The organism is Streptomyces sp. NPDC056835 (assembly GCF_042789485.1).
Lineage (GTDB): Bacteria > Actinomycetota > Actinomycetes > Streptomycetales > Streptomycetaceae > Streptomyces.
In genome coordinates this window covers 279,568-296,832 of sequence record NZ_JBHUBB010000005.1, presented here as the reverse complement: position 1 = coordinate 296,832, position 17,265 = coordinate 279,568, and the positions used below count along the sequence as shown (strand labels likewise).

The following is a 17,265-nucleotide window of genomic DNA, read 5'->3' as shown; positions in this document are numbered from 1 at the left end:
GCCCGCACGGCGGGGTGAAGCGTCAGCTCGGGGGGAGCTTCGGCTCCGGCGGGCGCGTCAGCTCTTCTTGATGCCGTAGGCGTGGAACTGCGAGTTGAGACCGTTGAGCGGGTAGCCCGACAGCTTGGTGTTGGCCACCACGATCTGCGGGTAGAGGTAGAGCCAGTCGCTCGCCGCGTCCTCGGCGATCTGCCGGTTGACCTTCTTCAGCAGGGCGGTCTGCTGGTCGGTGGTGTCCGACCGCTCGGCCTGCTTCACCCACTCGGTGACCTGCTTGTTGTCATAGCCCCAGTAGAAGTCGGGGTCGCCGTACCAAACGATGTCGCGGTCGTTGACATGCTCCTGGAGCGTCGCGCTGAAGTCGTGGTTCTTGTAGACCTTGGTGTACCACTCGTCCGGTGTGATGACGTTGATGTCGACCTTGACACCGACCTTGGCCAGCTCCGACTTGATGAAGGTGGCGGCCGTCGGGTGCGGGTCGTAGTTGGGGGTGTCGAGCGTGAAGCTGAAGCCCTTGGGGTAGCCGGCCTCGGCGAGCTGCTTCTTGGCGAGCGTCACGTCGTACGGATTGACCTTGGTGAGGTCCTCGTACCAGGGGTCGGTGGGCGGGACCATCGAGCCGATCAGCGTGCCGTGGTCGCCCCAGACCGACTGGAGCAGCTTCTTGTTGTCGATCGCGGAGCTGACGGCCTTGCGCACCTTGACGTTGTCGAACGGCTTGACCCGGTCGTTGAAGGCCAGCAGCAGCTTGGTGGTCGAGTTCCCGTCGTTGACCTTGTAGTTCGGGTTGTTCTTGAACTGGTCGAGGGCGTCCGGGCTCTGCTCGCTGGTCACCACGTCCACGGCGTTGGTGAGCAGCGCGTTGTTGAGGGCGGTCGCGTCCTTGTAGTAGTGGAAGACGACCTTCGCGTTGGTCGCCGCCGTACCCCAGTACCCCGGGAAGCGCGCCAGGCCGAGCGCCGAGCCCCGGGTCCACTTGTCCAGGGTGTAGGGGCCGGTGCCGTCCTCCGAGGTCTTGAGGTCCTTGGCCGCGGAGTTGACCACCCACACATAGCTGAGGTTGTAGACGAACGAGATCGACTTGGACGACAGGGTCACCTTGACGGTGGCCGGGTCCGGGGTCGTGATCGACTCGACCATGTCGAAGCTGCTCTTGCGCGCCGACTGGGAGTTCTCGGCGCGGACCTTCTCGATGCTGTACTTCACATCGGCGGAGGTCAGCGCCTTGCCCGAGTGGAATTTCACGCCGTCGCGCAGGGTGAAGGTGTACGTGAGGCCGTCCGGGCTGACGGTGTAGTCCTTGGCGAGCTGCTTCTCGACCTCGCCGCTGTCGGTGAGCTTGAACAGCCCCTCGTAGACATTGCCGTTGAGCGCCTCGGTCACGCCCTGGCCGCCGCCTCCGGTGTTGTCCAGATTCTGCGGTTCATAGAGCGAGCCGATCCCGACGGTCGCGTTCTTGTCGTACGAGCCGGCGGGCGATTTGCTGTTTGTGCCGGTCCCGGAGCCGCAGGCCGTGAGGGCGAGGGACAGGGTGACCACCAGTGTGCCGCCGAGCAGCGGTACGGACTTTCTCATCACTTCTACTCCTGATCGACTGCCGGACGGGTCCCCGAGGAGGGGTGGTGGGATCCGGCTGTGGTGCCTCGGGTGTGCTCAGTTGACCGTGTAGCCGTCGCGGAAGACCGGAAGCTTCTCGCCCGCCTCGACGGGCAGGTGCAGCCGGTTCTGCCGCGGCGGCAGTGGACAGTTGTACTGAGCGGAGAATCCGCACGGCGGCACGAACGCGCGGTTGAAGTCCAGTACGACCGTTTCACTGTCGTCCTCGCGCGGGACGAACAGGAAGCGGCCGGCGCCGTAGGTGTCGCCGCCGTTGGTCGGGTCACCGAAGACCAGGAGGAGCGTCCCGTCGTCGTCGAAGGCCGACAGTGTGTAGTCCACACCGTCCAGTGTGGCGTGAATATCGCCGGGGACAACCAGTTCGCGACTGCCTCCGCTGTCACGAATGTGCTCGAACGGCACCCGGCGGTCGGTGGATACCGGAGTGAAGGTGGCCTCGATCACCCAGTCCGGATGGAACGGGTATGAGGCTATATGCGAGAAATGCCGGATGGCCGGAGCGTCCGCGTCCCAGAAGCGCAGCGCCTCTTCCGGCTCGCCGGTATGGAGGTTGGTCCGCCGTACGGTGGTGAGGGTCACACCGTCCGGGACGGTGATCCCGGCCCGCTCCTCGGCGGCGTTCACCCCGGGAGCCAGCCACCGGGTCTCCACCAGCGCCAAGTTGCCGACGGGGCCGGTCACGGCGGCCTGCCGCGCGGTGTGCCAGGTCGCCAGCGCAGCCTGGGCCTCTTGTGCCGCCCCGGCCGTCTCGGCCTCCTGCGTGGCAGCCGCGGTCGGTTCGGAAGAACGGGTGTGCACGGACATGCGGGACTCGCTCCGGTCTGAGGGAATGGTTCGATCCCGCGCGGCATCGCAGTGGGGTCTGGAACGAGTGGATCGTACATACATAGGGTTATTTCCAGCCATGATTGACCATCCTTCGAGACAGGTTGTCTCGCACCCGGCACAACGGGGTGTAAGGGCGGGCCCGGTTGATGTGTTCCGGAGCGATGAGTTTCGGTGGCGGGGCCGGTCTGCCTCATATGGACACAGAGACCGAGATGGAACCCTTCGACCTGGGCCCCGCGTGCCACGAGGTGGCGCGGTTGCTGGGCGGTATCAAGGATGATCAGCTCGCCGGCCCGACGCCCTGTCCCGACTACGCGGTACGGGAGGTGCTGGCGCATCTCGTCGGGCTGACGGTGGCGTTCCGCGACGCCGCGGCGAAGAAGTCGGGGCCGACCACGGACACACCGCCGGACGCGGCCCTCCCCGTACTGCCGGAGGACTGGCGTGAGGTGCTGCCCCGGCAGCTGGACGAGCTGGCCGAATCCTGGCGGTCGCCCGCCGCCTGGGAGGGCGGAACCCGGGTCGGCGGTGTCGATCTGCCGGGTGCGGTGGCCGGGCTGGTGGCTCTCAATGAAGTACAGATCCACGGCTGGGACCTGGCACGGAGCACGGGGCAGCCGTACGCCCCCGCCGAGGCGTCGCTCCGGGCGTCGCTCGCGGTGCTGGCCCCGCCCCCGGCGGCCGGGTCCGATGAGGCCGGCGGGTCCGATGAGGCCGGCGGGTCCGACGGGTCCGATGGTCCTGGCGGCTCGGGCCCGGCTCCGGACGGCGTGTTCGGGCCGCCGGTCGAAGTCCCCGAGGACGCCCCGCTGCTGGACCGGGTGATCGGCCTGAGCGGTCGCCGCCCCGACTGGCGGCCCGGGGAGTGAGCGGGGCCGGCCGCCCGAGGGTCCGGGGGGCTCTGCGGTCGGCCGGCCCGGAACCGACGCCCGGGTCGTCCGCGGGCCCGCCCGAATACGGTCAGCCGGTGGCCCGGGCGTCGGTGCGCCGTGAGGCACTGGCCGTGCGCAGCAGTGCGCGGGCCGCCTCCTGGAAGCGCGTGTCCGAGGAGACGGCATCCGATTCGAGGCCCGTGCCCCATACCCGGTGGTCCCGTTCCGCCAGGGTGGCCAGCCGGTGGAGTTCGGCCTCCGTCAGGGATTCGGGGCCGAGCGCCGTGAGGGCTTCCAGGGCTCCCATCGGGTCCGCGTGGCGTTCGGCGCAGCTCAGGAGCGTGTCCGCGAGACGCGCGTGGTCCGCGCGGTGCTGGGGGGCGGCTCCGGTGGCGAGCAGGGCCAGGGCCATCGACGGGGCCCGTTCGGGGTCGGCCAGTCCGCGTTCCAGGGCTGGGCGGAGCGTCGCGGCCGCTGGTCCGAGTCGGGCGGCGGCGCGGGCGGCGTTGACGGCTGTCCAGCGCATCCACTCGCCGCCCGTCGCCTCCAGGACGGCGGCGATCACCGGCAGTGCTTCCCCGGGATCGCCGGTCAGCCGCCACAGGGCGAGGGCGATGTCCACGTCCGCGTCCAGCCGTGGCGTCGTCACAGGATCGTCGTCCGTGCCGAGCGCCGTCCGCAGAGGCGGAACCAGCACGGCGGCGTCCTTGCCGAGATCGGCCGTGGCGCGGGCGGCCTGCCGTACGCGATGGGGGTCGACCGCCGCGAGTTCCGCGGCGAGGACGGTCAGCAGCGGTTCGAGGTCGCCGGTGATGGTGTGGAGCGCACGTGCGGCGGCGAACCGGCCCCGCTCGGGCCCCGAGACGGCGGCCTCCTCCAGCGGTACGACGGCCCGCACCGGGTCGACGGCGGCCAGCGCGGCGGGCACGAACGCGGGGAACCTGCCGAGCAGCGCGGCCAGTTCGGGGAAGGCGGGCGCGGCCCGCTCGCCCCAGGAGGCGAGCAGCCGGGTGAGGCGGATCGGCTCGTTCCCTTCGAGTTCCGGCACGGTCAGCCTGGCTCTGGCGGCGATCAGCAGCTCCGGGTGGTAAGGAAACGGCCCGCCGTGGCTTTCGTAGGGAAAGCCGCAGGCCGCACCGAGGGCCTCCGGGCGCTCGGACAGATCACGCGCGAGCAGCGGGGCCGCCCGCTCCGGGTCCGCGACGGCCAGGGCTTTGAGCGCGCGGTCCGCGAGGTCGCCGCCCTGGGAGGCGAGCACCGCCAGCGCGGGCGTCGCGGCGACCGCGTACGGTCCGAGCTTGTCCAGGGCGCTGAGGGCGGGGCGCGCCGACGCCGGGTCGTCCAGCAGCGCGATCAGCGGGTTCGCGAGCCGGGCGGGGGCGCTCCGCGAGGACACGCACGCCTGTTCCGTCGCCCACAGGGCCTCCGCGCGGACCTCGTCGTCCGGGACGCGCAGCGCGAAATCGAGCAGCGCGAAGGCCGCCTCGCGATCGGCGGAGGTGTCGCGGTCCAGCAGGGCGTCGACGATGTGGTGCAGCGGTTCCGTCCGCTCCAGATCGAAGCGGCGGGCGACCAGTTGGTCGGCCGGCAGCAAGGGGAGCACGGTCTGATGGTGCGTCCCGGTCCAGGGCAGCCCCAGGTCCAGGGAGCCGAAGACGGCGGCGATCCGCAGCTCCCCGGGCGCGTCCGCCTCCAGCGCGGCCGTGACCATGCCCACCGCCGCGCCCGCGGGGTCGAGCAGTACCGCCCCGGCCAGCAACTCGGCCCGTACCAGCGGCTGCTCCTCGCGCTCCCAGCGCCGCAGCAGCACCGGAAGAACCGGCTCCACGGCTCCCGTACGCACCGCGGCCCAGACGGCCGCCTGCCGCACCGCCCCGTCCTCGGCGTCGACCAGCGGCAGGATCAGGGGCAGTTGGCCGATCACGGCTGCCTGGCACTCGCCGGGCGGCGTGCCGTCATGGACGGCCTCGCTCTCGGCTATCCCCCCGAGGAGGACCAGCAGATCGCCGGCGCGCACCCCGGCGGCGACCAGCCCGGCGAGATACGGCACGGCCCGCGCGGACGCCTCGTACACCGACCCCTGGTGGAGAAGGGAGCTGTACAGCTCGCTCAGGGCCTCCCCCGCCGCCTCTTCGTCCGCACCCGCCAGCGCCCGCAGCTGTCCGGGCAGGTCTTCGGCGCTGCCGTACGCGTGCTCAAGCTCCGCCCACGGCTGGGCATCAAGGTCGGCGAATACCTGTACCAGATCCATGTCCGGAATGCTGCCACGAGGGTCTGACAACGGCCTCCGGCCGGAGGTGCCCCGCGCCGCCCCCCGACGGTGGCGGTGACGGTGGCGGTGACGGTATCGCCACAAGTGACCGGCCCGCACTCCTTCTTCACGGACGGGCGGGTATACGACACCCCCCACCTTTGGTAGGAAAGCTTCCTAACAGATACCGCAGCATGAACTCCCCACCCTGGAGGTCAGGTGCCCACCCCCCGCTTTCGCACCGTACTGCTCGCGCTGACGCTGGTCGCGGTCCCCACCGCGTCCGTGGCCTACGCGTCAGCGGAAACTCCCGCCGCTTCACCCGCCGCCGTCGGCGGCGCCGTGGCGGCGGCCACCGGACTCGACGACCCGGCGAAGAAGGACATCGCCATGCAGCTCGTCTCCAGCGCGGAGAACTCCTCGCTGGACTGGAAGGCGCAGTACGGCTACATCGAGGACATCGGCGACGGCCGCGGCTACACGGCGGGCATCATCGGATTCTGTTCCGGCACCGGCGACATGCTGGATCTCGTAGAGCTCTACACCCAGCGCAAGCCCGGCAACCCGCTCGCCCCGTACCTGCCCGCCCTGCGGGCGGTCGACGGCACCGACTCGCACGAGGGGCTCGACCCGGGGTTCACCGCCGCCTGGAAGCAGGCGGCCAAGGACTCCGCGTTCAAGACCGCGCAGAACGACGAACGCGACCGGGTCTACTTCAGCCCGGCCGTGAACCGCGGTAAGCAGGACGGCCTGGGCACGCTCGGGCAGTTCGCGTACTACGACGCCATCGTGATGCACGGCGACGGCGGCGACAGCACCAGCTTCAGCAATATCCGCAAGCGCGCGCTGGCCAAGGCGAAGACCCCGGCCCAGGGCGGCGACCAGACGACGTATCTGCACGCCTTCCTCGACGCCCGCGTCTGGGCGATGCGGCAGGAGGAGGCGCACGAGGACACCAGCCGGGTGGACACGGCGCAGCGGGTGTTCCTCAACAAGGGCAATCTGAACCTGGATCCGCCGCTCGACTGGAAGGTGTACGGCGACAGCTTCCACATCGGCTGACGGTCCGTCAGGCCGACCGACGGCCGAGCCCGTCCGGGGCGGCGGGTACGGAACCGGGCTCACCGGCTCCGTACCCGCCGCCCATGCTCACGTCACGGTCCGAGCCAGTGTCACCGGCTCCGCCTCCGCTCGCTCCCCGTCCGAGGAACCACCCTTCGCGCCCAGGTGGTTGAAGGCCAGATTGAGAGCGATGGCCACCACACATCCCGTACTGATACCCGAATCGAGCACCACCAGCAGGTCCTTGGGGAAGGCGTGGTAGAAGTCCGGCGCGGCGATCGGGATCAGCCCGATGCCCACGGCCGCCGCGACGATCAGCCCGTTCTCCCCCTTCTCCAGCGCGGCCGTGGCCAGGGTCTGGATACCGCTCGCGGCGACGGAGCCGAACAGGACGATCCCCGCGCCGCCGAGCACGGGCAGCGGTACGAGCGCGATCACGGACGCCAGCACGGGACAGAGCCCGAGCAGCACCAGAATCCCACCGCCCGCCGCGACGACGAAGCGGCTGCGTACCTTGGTCATCGCGACGAGACCGATGTTCTGCGCGAAGGCGCTGCACATGAAGCCGTTGAACAGCGGGCTGATGGCGCTGCCGAGAGTGTCGGCGCGCAGCCCGCCCTCGATGGTGCGCTCGTCCGCGGGCCGGCCCACGATCCGGCCCAGCGCGAGCATGTCGGCCGTGGACTCCGTCATACAGACGAGCATCACCAGACACATGGAGATGATGGCCGCGATCTCGAACTGCGGGGCGCCGAAGTGGAACGGGGCCGGGAAGCCGACGAGTCCGGCGTCCTTGATCGCGTCGAAGCCGGTCATGCCCATCGGGACGGCGATGACCGTACCGATGACCAGACCGATGAGGATCGCGATCTGCTGGAGGAAGCCGCGCAGCAGCTTCCGCAGCACCAGCACGATGAGCAGAGTGAGGGCGGCCATCCCGATGTTCCGGATCGAACCGTAGTCGCCGGCCGCGGAGTTGCCGCCCTGGGACCAGTTGAAGGCGACCGGCAGCAGCGAGACACCGATCAGGGTGATGACGGTGCCGGTGACGACGGGCGGGAAGAAGCGGACGAGCTTCGAGAAGTACGGGGTGAGGAGAAAGCCCAGCACACTGGCGACGAGGATCGCGCCGAAGATCACGGGGAGTCCATCGGCGCCCCGGTCCTTACCGATGGCGATCATCGGGGTCACACCGGCGAAGGAGACTCCGTTGACGAAGGGGAGCCGGGCGCCGATCCGCCAGAAGCCGAGGGTCTGGAGCAGGGTGGCGATTCCGGCGGTGAAGAGGCTCGCGCCCATCAGGAAGGCGGTCTCTTCGGTGTCGAGGCCCACCGCGGGCCCCACGATCATGGGCGGGGCCACCACACCCGCGTACATCGCGGCCACATGCTGAAGGCCGCTGGTGAACATCCTGGCGGGCGGGAGTCTTTCGTCGACCGGGTGCTTCCGGTGGGGGTCGACGTCAACCACCCCGGCCGGTGGGGACTTCGGCGAGGACTTCGACGGGGATATTCGCTCTGTTTCGGGTTCGGGTGGCACGGCGGTTCCTCCGGTCGGTTTCGCGTCGGCGGCGGCGCGGGTGTCAGGGAGGTGCTACGAGGTGGGTACACCTGTCCGCGCGTGCGGGCACGGGACACATGTCACCGTCCCGGGAGGTGAGGTACCGGCAGCGTGCGGTACGACACCTCCCGGGCACGGCCGCCACGGACCCCACTCGGGTCCATGGCCTCCGGTCGTGGGCCGTCCCCCGCGACCGGATGTCCTGGGGCGAGTCTTGGCCTCTCTTGGCCTCTCGTGGCGTCTTGGCCTCTCTTGGCGTCTCTTGGGGTGCCTTGGGGTGCCTTGGGGTGTCTTGACGGAATCAGCCCTGTGCGGTGATCCGCGCCAGACGCTGGGCCTCGCTCCGGGTATCGCGGGCGATGGCGTCCTCGTCCACCGTGGTCAGGTGGCCGTCCTCCACCACGGTCCTGCCGTTGACGAGGGAGAGTGTGACGGGCGCGGCGGCACCGAAGACCAGCGCGGTCACCGGGTCCGCGATGGAGGCGTGGGCGAGTGTGTCCAGCTTCCAGAGGACGAGGTCGGCGAGCTTCCCCGGCTCGATGGAGCCGATCTGGTCGGCGCGGCCGAGGACTTGGGCGCCGCCGTACGTACCGAGCCGCAGCGCCTGGCGGGCGTTGAGCGCGGACTCGCCGTGGGCGCTGAGACGGTTGATGAGCAGCGCGTTGCGCAGCTCGGTGTGGAGTTCGCCGGACTCGTTGGACGCGGTGCCGTCGACACCGAGGCCGACCGGTACGCCGGCCCTGAGCATGTCGGGGACCCGTGCGATCCCGGCCGCGAGCCGGGCGTTGGACGAGGGGCAGTGGGCGACGCCCGTGCCGGTACGGCCGAAGGCTTCGATGTCGGAGTCGTTCATATGGACGCAATGGGCCATCCACACGTCGGAGCCGAGCCAGCCGGTCGACTCGAAGTAGTCGGTGGGCCCCATTCCGAACAGTTCCTCGCAGAACTGCTCCTCCTCCACCGTCTCGCTGCCGTGGGTGTGCAGCCTGACGCCCTTGCGGCGCGCCAACTCGGCGCCCTGCTTGAGCAGTTCGGTGGTGACGGAGAACGGCGAGCACGGCGCGACGGCGATCTGGGTCATCGCGTCGAAGGAGGTGTCGTGGTGGATGTCTATGGTCTTCTCGGTGGCCGCGAGCGCGCTGTCCAGGGACTCGACGGCGAAATCCGGGGGCAGTCCGCCGTCCGATGTGCCGCGGTCCATGGAGCCGCGGGCGAGGGTGAACCGTACGCCCATCTCCGCCGCGGCCCCGATGATCGCGCCGGACAGGTCGCCCGTGCCGCGCGGATAGACGTAGTGGTGGTCCATCGCGGTGGTGACACCGCCCCGGACCATCATCGCCAGGGAGCCCTGCGCGGCGGTGCGGACCATCGGCTCGTCGAGCCGCGCCCAGGTCGGATAGAGCGCGACCAGCCAGTTGAACAGGTTGTGGTCGGTGGCCAGTCCGCGGGTGAGCCACTGGTAGAAGTGGTGGTGTGTGTTGACCAGTCCGGGGGTGACGAGATGGCCGGTGCCGTCGATACGCCGGACCACGTTCTCCGGGCCGGCCGGGGCCGGGCCCGCGCCGACCGACTCGATCCGGTTGTCCGCGACGACGACATGTCCCCAGGCGTACTCGGTGTCGTGCGCGTCCACCGTCGCGATGGCGCAGTTCTCGATGACGATGCGCGAAGCCGCCATGGCGGTTCCTCTTCCTGAGTTCGGGCCGGTAACGGTCAGAGGTTGGTCAGATCGACCGGGATCCGCGGCTCGGTTCCTTCTCGCAGTACGGTCGCCTCGATCAGCCCGTAGGGGCGGTCCGCCGCGAAGTAGACCTCGTTGTCGTTCTTCAGTCCGAACGGCTCCAGATCCACTAGGAAATGGTGCTTGTTCGGCAGCGAGAACCGGATCTCGTCGATCTCGCCGCAGCCGTCGATGATCCTCGAACCCATGTGGTACAGGGTCTGCTGGAGGGAGAGCGAGTAGGTCTCGGCGAAGGCCTGGAGCAGATGCCTCCTGGCCCGCTCGTAGGACTTCTCCCAGTTCGGCATGCGGGTGTCGTCGCTCGACCAGTTGTAACGCCACTTGGCGGACACCTCGGTCGCGAGAATACGGTCGTACGCCTCTTTGAGTGTTGTGTACTTGTCCTTGGCGTAACCCCAGAATTCGGAGTCCGTCGAGTTCATCACGGTCAGATCCTTCAGACCGGAGATGACCTGCCAGCGCTCACCGTCGTAGGTGATCTGGGTGAGCCGGGTCTCCTGGCCCTTGCGGACGAAGGAGTGCCTGGCCTCGTCCGCGCCGGTGAACCCGAAATCGCCGTCCGAGGTCGTCTCGATGCGCTCCCAGGCGTACTCCTCGATCCGGATACGCGCCTGCCGGATCGGCTCCTGGCTGGTGACGAAGTGCCGGGCGAGATGGATACCGAACTGCTCGGCCGATTCGACGCCGTGTTCCTTGGCGAACGCGTAGACCGTGTTCTTGGTGGTGTCGGTCGGCAGTACATGCGCGTTGGAACCGGAGTAGTGGACGTCCGCCATCTCGCCGGAGAGCGCGACGGAGACATTGAGGTCCTTGATGTGGTGGGTGCCGCCGTCCCGCGTGATCTTGACGACGCGGTTCTCCGCCTTGCCGTACTGGTTCTGTCCGAGAACCACAGGGCGGCTCGGGCGGGACTGATCGGTCATGTCTGCTAGCTCCCTCGGTATACGGAGTAGCCGAACGGGTTGAGCAGCAGCGGTACGTGATAGTGCTCGCCGGGGGTGACGGCGAATGTGATCGCCACCTCCGGGAAGAACACACCGCTGTCCCTTGCGCGGGGGGCGTCCTGCTGCGCCTCGGCTTCTTTCCTGCTGACGGCTTCTTTCCTGCTGACGGCTTCTTTCCTGCTGACGGCTTCTTGCTCGCTGACGGCTTGTTCGCCGCTGACGGCCTGTTCGCCGCTGATGAAGTACGCCTCGGTCTCGAAGGCGAGACGCACCTGTGTGGTGCCCTCCGGCAGATCCGGCAGGTCCTCGCAGCGCCCGTCGCCGTCGGTACGGGAACCGCCGAGCGTCTTCCATCCCGCGCCGGGGCCGCCACGGGCCGCGAGCGAGATGGCGACGCCCTCGGCGGGGCGTCCGATGCTGGTGTCCAGGATGTGCGTGGACACCGAGGCCGTGGTGGCGGTGCTCATGAGTCGTCGTCCTCCGCTACGAGACGGGTCAGCCGGATCCGGTTGATCTTGCCGAGTTCGGTGCGCACGATCGCACGCTCCCGTTCCGGTGTGTGGCCGATCCGGGTCTTCAGCGCGTCGCGCATCCACTCAGCGGTGGCTCCGGTGGCGCAGATCAGGAAGACATGTCCGAACCGCTCCTGGTAGGCCAGGTTCAGTTCGAGCATCTCGGCCTTCAGCTCCTGCGGGGCGTCGGCCATCCCCCGCTGTTCACGGGCGGAGACCGGGTCTCCCGGCTTCGGCCGGCCGATCGGCGGGTGTCCGGCCAGCGCCTCGGCCAGCTCCGCGCCGTCCAGCTCACCCGTCGCGGTGTCACTGGCGGCGAGGAGAGCGTTCAGGTCGGCATACGGGCGCCGGGCGAGCAGCTTGGATCCCCACGCCCGGCCGGCGCACACCTCGTGCAGTGCGGCCAGCGCCACACTGTCGGGTGAGGTGTTGAACCGGGTGAGACCCGATTGCGGTGTCGACGTCACGGGAGCCTCCGTGGCTGTGCTGGGCGGGCTTCGCATAGCTAACGCCCTCGACAACACCGCGTCAACAGTTTGTTGAAATCTCGTATACGAAAACGCGTGCGAGAGATCTACTCGCTCTCGGCCGCGCTCCCTTGCGCACTTTCGCGCGCGTTTTCCCTGTTGAGGTAGTTGTAGACGGTGAAGCGGCTGACGCCGAGGGCACTCGCCACCGTCTCGACGCCGTGTCGCACGGAGAAGGCACCGCGCGCCTCCAGTATCCGGACGACCGACTGCTTGGACTTGCGGTCCAGTTCGGCGAGCGGCATGCCGTGCCGGCGTTCCAGGGCGGCCAGGATGTGGTCCAGCGACTCGGACAGCTGGGGCAGCCGTACGGCGAGCAGTTCCTCACCCTCCCAGGCGAGCACGACATCGTCGGGCTGGGCATCGCCAGGGGCCATCAGCTCGCCGCCCATGGCGTCGACCAGCGGCTTGACCGCGGCGACGAAGGGGTGGTCCAGCGGCTCGGCCATCAGCCGTCCTCCCCGTCACCGATCGCGCGGCCACCCTCGGCCACAGGGCCGTCCTCGACCACATTGACCTGGAGGGAGACCCGGGTCGCCCCGGCGGCCAGCGACCGGCGCAGCAGTATGTCCACCGCGCTCAGCACCGCGTCCGCGCCGCCTTCCGCCGTATTGCCGAACGGGCCGACGTCCACGGCGTCCAGTTCGGCGCCCTGGACGACCTCGCGGGCCACCAGCGCGTGGGCGGGCGCCTCGTCCAGATCGAAGGGCTCGGTCGTGAACTCGACTCTCAATCGCACTGTGTCCCCATGGCGTCGACTCTGACCTGCGCGTTCTCTCAGCCCTCCGGCCGAGAGGACACATCCGGGGCACATTCCCCCTTCGGACTCCGACATGACCTTAACGGACTCACCCCCGGCGATCAGCGGGGATGCGTGTGCGCGCCGATCCCGGCCGGAGGCGGTACGACTCGACAGACCCTGGCCGGGCCTCGCGACCATCGTGGTGATCAGGGGCGTGGTCACGGCCGTCGTCTCCTCCGACGAATTCCGGGAGCCCCCCTTGACAGCCCCCGAGCTACACAGGCAGTCTTCCATCAAGCAGAAGATGACTTCCGCGATACGGAAGGAGCGCCTGACTCCTCATGGCCCCTCTCTTCACGAACGGGCGCGGCACCGAGCAGCGCTTCGATGTGAACCTGTCCATCCTCTTCACCGAACTCCCGCTGCCGGAGCGCCCCGCCGCCGCCGCGGCGGCGGGCTTCGGCGCGGTCGAGCTCTGGTGGCCCTGGACCGATACCCCCACCCCGCCGCAGGCCGAGCTCGACGCCCTGGGGGAAGCGCTCGACACGGCGGGCACACAACTGGTGGGGCTGAACTTCTACGCCGGCCGGTTGCCGGGGCCGGACCGCGGCGCGCTCTCGGTGCCCGGTGAGGAGTCCGACCGGTTCGTCGCCAATATCGAGGTCGCGGCCGACTTCGCCGCGGCCACCGGGTGCAAGGCCCTCAACGCGCTGTACGGCAACCGCGTCGAAGGCGTCGATCCGCGGGCGCAGGACGAACTGGCCCTGGAAAACCTCGTACAGGCGGCCCACGCGGCCGACCGGGTCGGGGCCGTCCTGCTGATCGAGGCGCTCAACGAGCCGGAGTCCCCGCTCTATCCCCTGGTGAGCGCTCCCTCCGCGGTCGAGGTCGTGGACAAGGTCAACGCCGCCACCGGTCTCGGCAACGCCGCGTTCCTGCTCGATCTCTACCACCTGTCGATGAACGGCGAGGACCTGAACGCGGTCATCGACCGGTACGCCGACAGGACCGGCCACGTACAGATCGCCGACAACCCGGGCCGTGGCGCGCCGGGCACCGGATCGCTGCCGCTCGATGACCTGCTCGGCCGGCTGCGGAAGGCCGGGTACACCGGCTGGGTCGGCCTGGAGTACAAGCCGGGCGACCGGCCGAGCGCCGAGTCCTTCGACTGGCTCGCGGGGGCCTGACCGGACCGACAGGGCCTGGGTCCCCGACCGCCGGCCCGCCAACTGACCGTATTCACGCGCGTGTTGTGATGTGCGCGGGTATCGAAAGAGGCACCCTGATGAGTAATCTCCCCACGATCGCGTGGATCGGTCTCGGCATCATGGGCTCCCCCATGTCCGAGAATCTGATCAAGGCCGGCTACTCCGTGACCGGCTTCACGCTGGAGCGGGACAAGCTGGACCGGCTGGCCGCGGCGGGTGGTACGGCCGCGGGCTCGATCGCCGAGGCGGTACGGGACGCCGATGTGATCGTCACGATGGTGCCCGCCTCCCCGCAGGTCGAGGCTGTCGCGTACGGAGAGGACGGCATCCTCGCGAACGCCCGGCGGGGCGCGCTGCTGATCGACATGTCGTCCATCACCCCGCGGACGTCGGTGGATCTGGCGAGGAACGCGGCCGAGAAGGGCATCCGTGTCCTGGACGCCCCGGTCTCCGGTGGCGAAGCAGGAGCCATCGAGGCGGTCCTCTCCATCATGGTCGGCGGTGAACAGGCCGACTTCGACGCGGCCAAGCCGCTGCTGGACGCGCTCGGCAAGACCATCGTGCTGTGCGGGCCACACGGCTCCGGGCAGACGGTGAAGGCCGCCAACCAGCTGATCGTGGCGGTGAACATCCAGGCGTGCGCCGAGGCCGTGGTCTTCCTGGAGAAGTCCGGCGTGGATCTCGCCGCGGCGCTGGACGTCCTCAACGGCGGGCTGGCCGGATCGACCGTGCTGACCCGCAAGAAGGACAACTTCCTCAACCGCGACTTCAAGCCCGGCTTCCGGATCGATCTGCACCACAAGGACATGGGCATCGTCACGGACGCCGCCCGCAATGTGGGCGCCGCGCTCCCCGTGGGCGCCGTCGTCGCCCAGCTCGTCGCCTCCCTGCGCGCGCAGGGCGACGGCGGGCTCGACCACTCCGCGCTGCTGCGCTCGGTCGAGCGCCTGTCCGGGACCGAGGTCTGAGCCCGGCTCCCCCGAACTCCGGGCAGCGGTGGCGCTGACACCTGTCCTGTCGCGCCCAGGCGCCGCCGCCGCCCGGAACCCACTCCCGCACCATCGCGACACCGCTTTCCGGAATAGCCTTCTCCACCTGAACAACCGAGCCACGCACGGGAGATGACGGGAGGTCAGCTCCCGTGCGTCGTCCCGTACCACCGGCCCCGTACGAGGGGTGGCCGACGGTACGGGCAGCGGGAGGACCGCGGCGGCGAGCGAGCCAGTGCGGTGGTGAAGGGAACGGCGGTCCTTCCCGACCCGAGGGAAGGGCCGTGTGTCTCCCGTCGCCGCCGCCGCGGTCCCAACCCCCTCACCCCCAACGCCGCGCGCAGAGCGTGGAGTACGGACAATTCCCGTGCTCCACGCTCTTTCGCGTGCCCGGACCCGTGCGGGCGGCGGACGCGGCAGAGGGCCCCGCGCCGGATCGCTCCGGTGCGGGGCCCTCGCTGCCGCCGGGTCGGGGTCAGGTCAGCGGCAGGATCTCCGTGGGCGCGTGCCACGGCTCGGTGGCAAGGTCCTCGAACTCGTTCACACTCGCGATGTCGCTCCCGCTCATCGCGATATTGGTGACGCGTTCGAGGATCGCCTCGACGATCACGGGTACCCGGAACTCCGCGGCCAGCTTCTTGGCCTGCTCGAAGGCCGGCAGCAACTGGTCGGGCTCGGTGACCCGGATCGCCTTGCAGCCCAGGCCCTCGGCGACCTTCACATGATCGACGCCGTAGACGCCCAGCTCCGGTGAGTTGAGGTTCTCGAACTCCAGGTTGACCTGGAAGTCGATGTCGAAGTTGCGCTGTGCCTGGCGGATCAGGCCCAGATACGCGTTGTTCACCAGCACATGCACATACGGGATACGGTGCTGCGCGCCGACCGCCAGCTCTTCCAGCATGAACTGGAAGTCGTAGTCGCCGGAGAGCGCGACGACCGTGGCCTCGGGGTCGGCGGTGGCCACCCCCAGCGCGGCGGGGATGGTCCAGCCGAGCGGGCCCGCCTGGCCGCAGTTGATCCAGTGGCGCGGCTTGTAGACGTGCAGCATCTGCGCGCCGGCGATCTGGGAGAGGCCGATGGTGGTGACGTACCGGGTCTCGGGACCGAAGGCGCGGTTCATCTCCTCGTACACGCGTTGCGGCTTGAGCGGCACGTTGTCGAAGTGGGTACGCCGGTGCAGTGTGGCCTTGCGCTCCCGCGCCGAGGCGGCCCAGGTGGCGCGGTCGGGCAGCTCGCCCGCGGCCTTCAGCTCCTTCGCCACCTCGACGAAGAGCGCGAGCGCGGCTTTCGCGTCGGAGGCGATCCCGTAGTCCGGGGGGAAGATCTTGCCGATCTGGGTGGGCTCGATGTCGACGTGGACGAAGGTGCGTCCGCGCCTGTAGACATCGAGCTTGCCGGTGTGGCGGTTGGCCCAGCGGTTGCCGATACCGAGGACGAAGTCGGACTCCAGGAACGTGGCGTTGCCGTAGCGGTGCGAGGTCTGGAGCCCCACCATGCCGGCGTTCAGGGCGTGGTCGTCGGCGATGACGCCCCAGCCCATCAGGGTCGGCACGACCGGAGTGCCGGTGAGTTCGGCGAACTCGACCAGCAGCTCGGAGGCGTCGGCGTTGATGATGCCGCCGCCGGCGACGATCAGCGGGCGCTCGGACGCGTTCAGCATCCTGACGGCCTTCTCGGCCTGGGCGCGCGTGGCGACCGGCCGGTAGACCGGCAGCGGCTCATAGGTCTCCGGGTCGAACTCGATCTCGGTGAGCTGGACATCGAGCGGCAGGTCGATGAGGACCGGCCCGGGGCGTCCCGAGCGCATGAGGTGGAACGCCTGCTGGAAGACGCCGGGGACCTGAGCGGCCTCCAGGACGGTGGTCGCCGCCTTGGTGACCGGCCGCGCGATCGAGGCGATGTCGACGGCCTGGAAGTCCTCCTTGTGGATCACCGCGGTCGGCGCCTGGCCGGTGATGCAGAGGATCGGGATGGAGTCACCGATCGCCGAGTACAGGCCGGTGATCATGTCCGTGCCCGCGGGCCCGGACGTACCGACACAGACACCGATGTTGCCCGGGTGGGTACGCGTATAGCCCTCGGCCATGTGCGAGGCGCCCTCGACATGGCGGGCGAGCGTGTGATGAACCCCGCCGGCCGCCTTGAGGGCCGCGTAGAAGGGGTTGATCGCGGCGCCCGGCACGCCGAACGCGTTGCTGACGCCTTCGCGCTTGAGGATCTCAACTGCCGCTCGGGCGGCGGTCATTCGAGGCATGAAGTGCTCCTGCTTCGGCCGGCGGATCAGGGCTCTGTCGCGCCACCTGAGAGCACTAATTCCGTGATGCGGAAGTTTAATTCTGTTATACGGAATCAATTTAAGGTCCGCGCGGTGCGACGTCAAGGGATGGACGAAGACCCTCCCGGCCGCCCCGT

15 protein-coding genes are annotated in these 17,265 nt (G+C 69.3%); 4 read left to right on the top strand and 11 right to left on the bottom strand.

Translation table 11 applies throughout. The features are described 5' to 3' along the window. Positions 1 to 57 precede the first annotated feature (57 nt). Both ACFRMN_RS08445 and ACFRMN_RS08440 read right to left on the bottom strand, forming a co-directional pair. The gene (locus tag ACFRMN_RS08445) at positions 58 to 1,575 is read right to left on the bottom strand and encodes an ABC transporter substrate-binding protein (protein ID WP_383015213.1); all 1,518 of its coding nucleotides are present in this window, start codon (positions 1,573 to 1,575) and stop codon (positions 58 to 60) included. 78 nt (positions 1,576 to 1,653) lie between these two features. Further along, complete coding sequence (locus ACFRMN_RS08440; RefSeq protein ID WP_383015210.1) at positions 1,654 to 2,421, bottom strand: DUF1684 domain-containing protein; 768 nt, start codon at positions 2,419 to 2,421, stop codon at positions 1,654 to 1,656. Positions 2,422 to 2,639: 218 nt separating this feature from the next. On the opposite strand from ACFRMN_RS08440, the gene ACFRMN_RS08435 reads away from it, so the two are divergent. Next, the gene (locus ACFRMN_RS08435; protein ID WP_383015207.1) at positions 2,640 to 3,314 is read left to right on the top strand and encodes a TIGR03086 family metal-binding protein; all 675 of its coding nucleotides are present in this window, start codon (positions 2,640 to 2,642) and stop codon (positions 3,312 to 3,314) included. Positions 3,315 to 3,405: 91 nt separating this feature from the next. Here the strand turns inward: ACFRMN_RS08435 and ACFRMN_RS08430 are convergent, their stop codons facing one another. Then, the gene (locus ACFRMN_RS08430; protein ID WP_383015204.1) at positions 3,406 to 5,568 is read right to left on the bottom strand and encodes a hypothetical protein; all 2,163 of its coding nucleotides are present in this window, start codon (positions 5,566 to 5,568) and stop codon (positions 3,406 to 3,408) included. A 219-nt stretch (positions 5,569 to 5,787) separates the two neighbouring features. Here ACFRMN_RS08430 and ACFRMN_RS08425 point away from each other — a divergent pair, with 219 nt between their 5' ends. After that, positions 5,788 to 6,630 carry a chitosanase gene (locus ACFRMN_RS08425; RefSeq protein WP_383015201.1) on the top strand — a complete coding sequence of 281 codons (843 nt, stop codon included), beginning with the start codon at positions 5,788 to 5,790 and terminating at the stop codon, positions 6,628 to 6,630. Positions 6,631 to 6,717: 87 nt separating this feature from the next. Here ACFRMN_RS08425 and ACFRMN_RS08420 read toward each other — a convergent pair whose 3' ends face one another. The 7 genes from ACFRMN_RS08420 to ACFRMN_RS08390 form a co-directional block, all read right to left on the bottom strand. Beyond that, the gene (locus ACFRMN_RS08420; protein ID WP_383015304.1) at positions 6,718 to 8,100 is read right to left on the bottom strand and encodes a nucleobase:cation symporter-2 family protein; all 1,383 of its coding nucleotides are present in this window, start codon (positions 8,098 to 8,100) and stop codon (positions 6,718 to 6,720) included. Between the two features lie 391 nt (positions 8,101 to 8,491). Next, the gene (locus ACFRMN_RS08415; RefSeq protein WP_383015198.1) at positions 8,492 to 9,868 is read right to left on the bottom strand and encodes an 8-oxoguanine deaminase; all 1,377 of its coding nucleotides are present in this window, start codon (positions 9,866 to 9,868) and stop codon (positions 8,492 to 8,494) included. Between the two features lie 35 nt (positions 9,869 to 9,903). Then, on the bottom strand, positions 9,904 to 10,854 hold the full coding sequence (gene pucL / locus ACFRMN_RS08410; RefSeq protein ID WP_383015195.1) for a factor-independent urate hydroxylase: 951 nt from the start codon (positions 10,852 to 10,854) through the stop codon (positions 9,904 to 9,906). Between the two features lie 5 nt (positions 10,855 to 10,859). Continuing rightward, a complete protein-coding gene (locus ACFRMN_RS08405; RefSeq protein ID WP_383015192.1) occupies positions 10,860 to 11,342 on the bottom strand; it encodes a hydroxyisourate hydrolase in 483 nt (160 codons plus the stop codon). Further along, on the bottom strand, positions 11,339 to 11,890 hold the full coding sequence (gene uraD, locus ACFRMN_RS08400; RefSeq protein ID WP_383015189.1) for a 2-oxo-4-hydroxy-4-carboxy-5-ureidoimidazoline decarboxylase: 552 nt from the start codon (positions 11,888 to 11,890) through the stop codon (positions 11,339 to 11,341). The genes ACFRMN_RS08405 and uraD overlap by 4 nt, the downstream gene beginning before the upstream one ends. Positions 11,891 to 11,961: 71 nt before the next feature. Then, positions 11,962 to 12,363 carry a helix-turn-helix domain-containing protein gene (locus ACFRMN_RS08395; RefSeq protein WP_383015186.1) on the bottom strand — a complete coding sequence of 134 codons (402 nt, stop codon included), beginning with the start codon at positions 12,361 to 12,363 and terminating at the stop codon, positions 11,962 to 11,964. Further along, positions 12,363 to 12,653: a hypothetical protein gene (locus tag ACFRMN_RS08390; protein ID WP_383015183.1), complete on the bottom strand. Its 291-nt coding sequence runs from the start codon at positions 12,651 to 12,653 to the stop codon at positions 12,363 to 12,365. Before ACFRMN_RS08390 ends, ACFRMN_RS08395 begins: the two co-directional genes overlap by 1 nt. A 344-nt stretch (positions 12,654 to 12,997) precedes the next feature. Here ACFRMN_RS08390 and ACFRMN_RS08385 point away from each other — a divergent pair, with 344 nt between their 5' ends. Both ACFRMN_RS08385 and ACFRMN_RS08380 read left to right on the top strand, forming a co-directional pair. Further along, positions 12,998 to 13,843, top strand: a complete 846-nt coding sequence (locus ACFRMN_RS08385) for a TIM barrel protein (protein WP_383015180.1) — start codon at positions 12,998 to 13,000, stop codon at positions 13,841 to 13,843. A gap of 98 nt (positions 13,844 to 13,941) precedes the next feature. Next, positions 13,942 to 14,832, top strand: a complete 891-nt coding sequence (locus ACFRMN_RS08380) for a 2-hydroxy-3-oxopropionate reductase (protein ID WP_383015177.1) — start codon at positions 13,942 to 13,944, stop codon at positions 14,830 to 14,832. A gap of 496 nt (positions 14,833 to 15,328) precedes the next feature. On the opposite strand, the gene gcl is transcribed toward ACFRMN_RS08380, so the two are convergent. Further along, positions 15,329 to 17,107, bottom strand: coding sequence for a glyoxylate carboligase (gene gcl / locus ACFRMN_RS08375; protein ID WP_383015174.1), 1,779 nt, complete (start codon positions 17,105 to 17,107; stop codon positions 15,329 to 15,331). Positions 17,108 to 17,265: the final 158 nt, after the last annotated feature.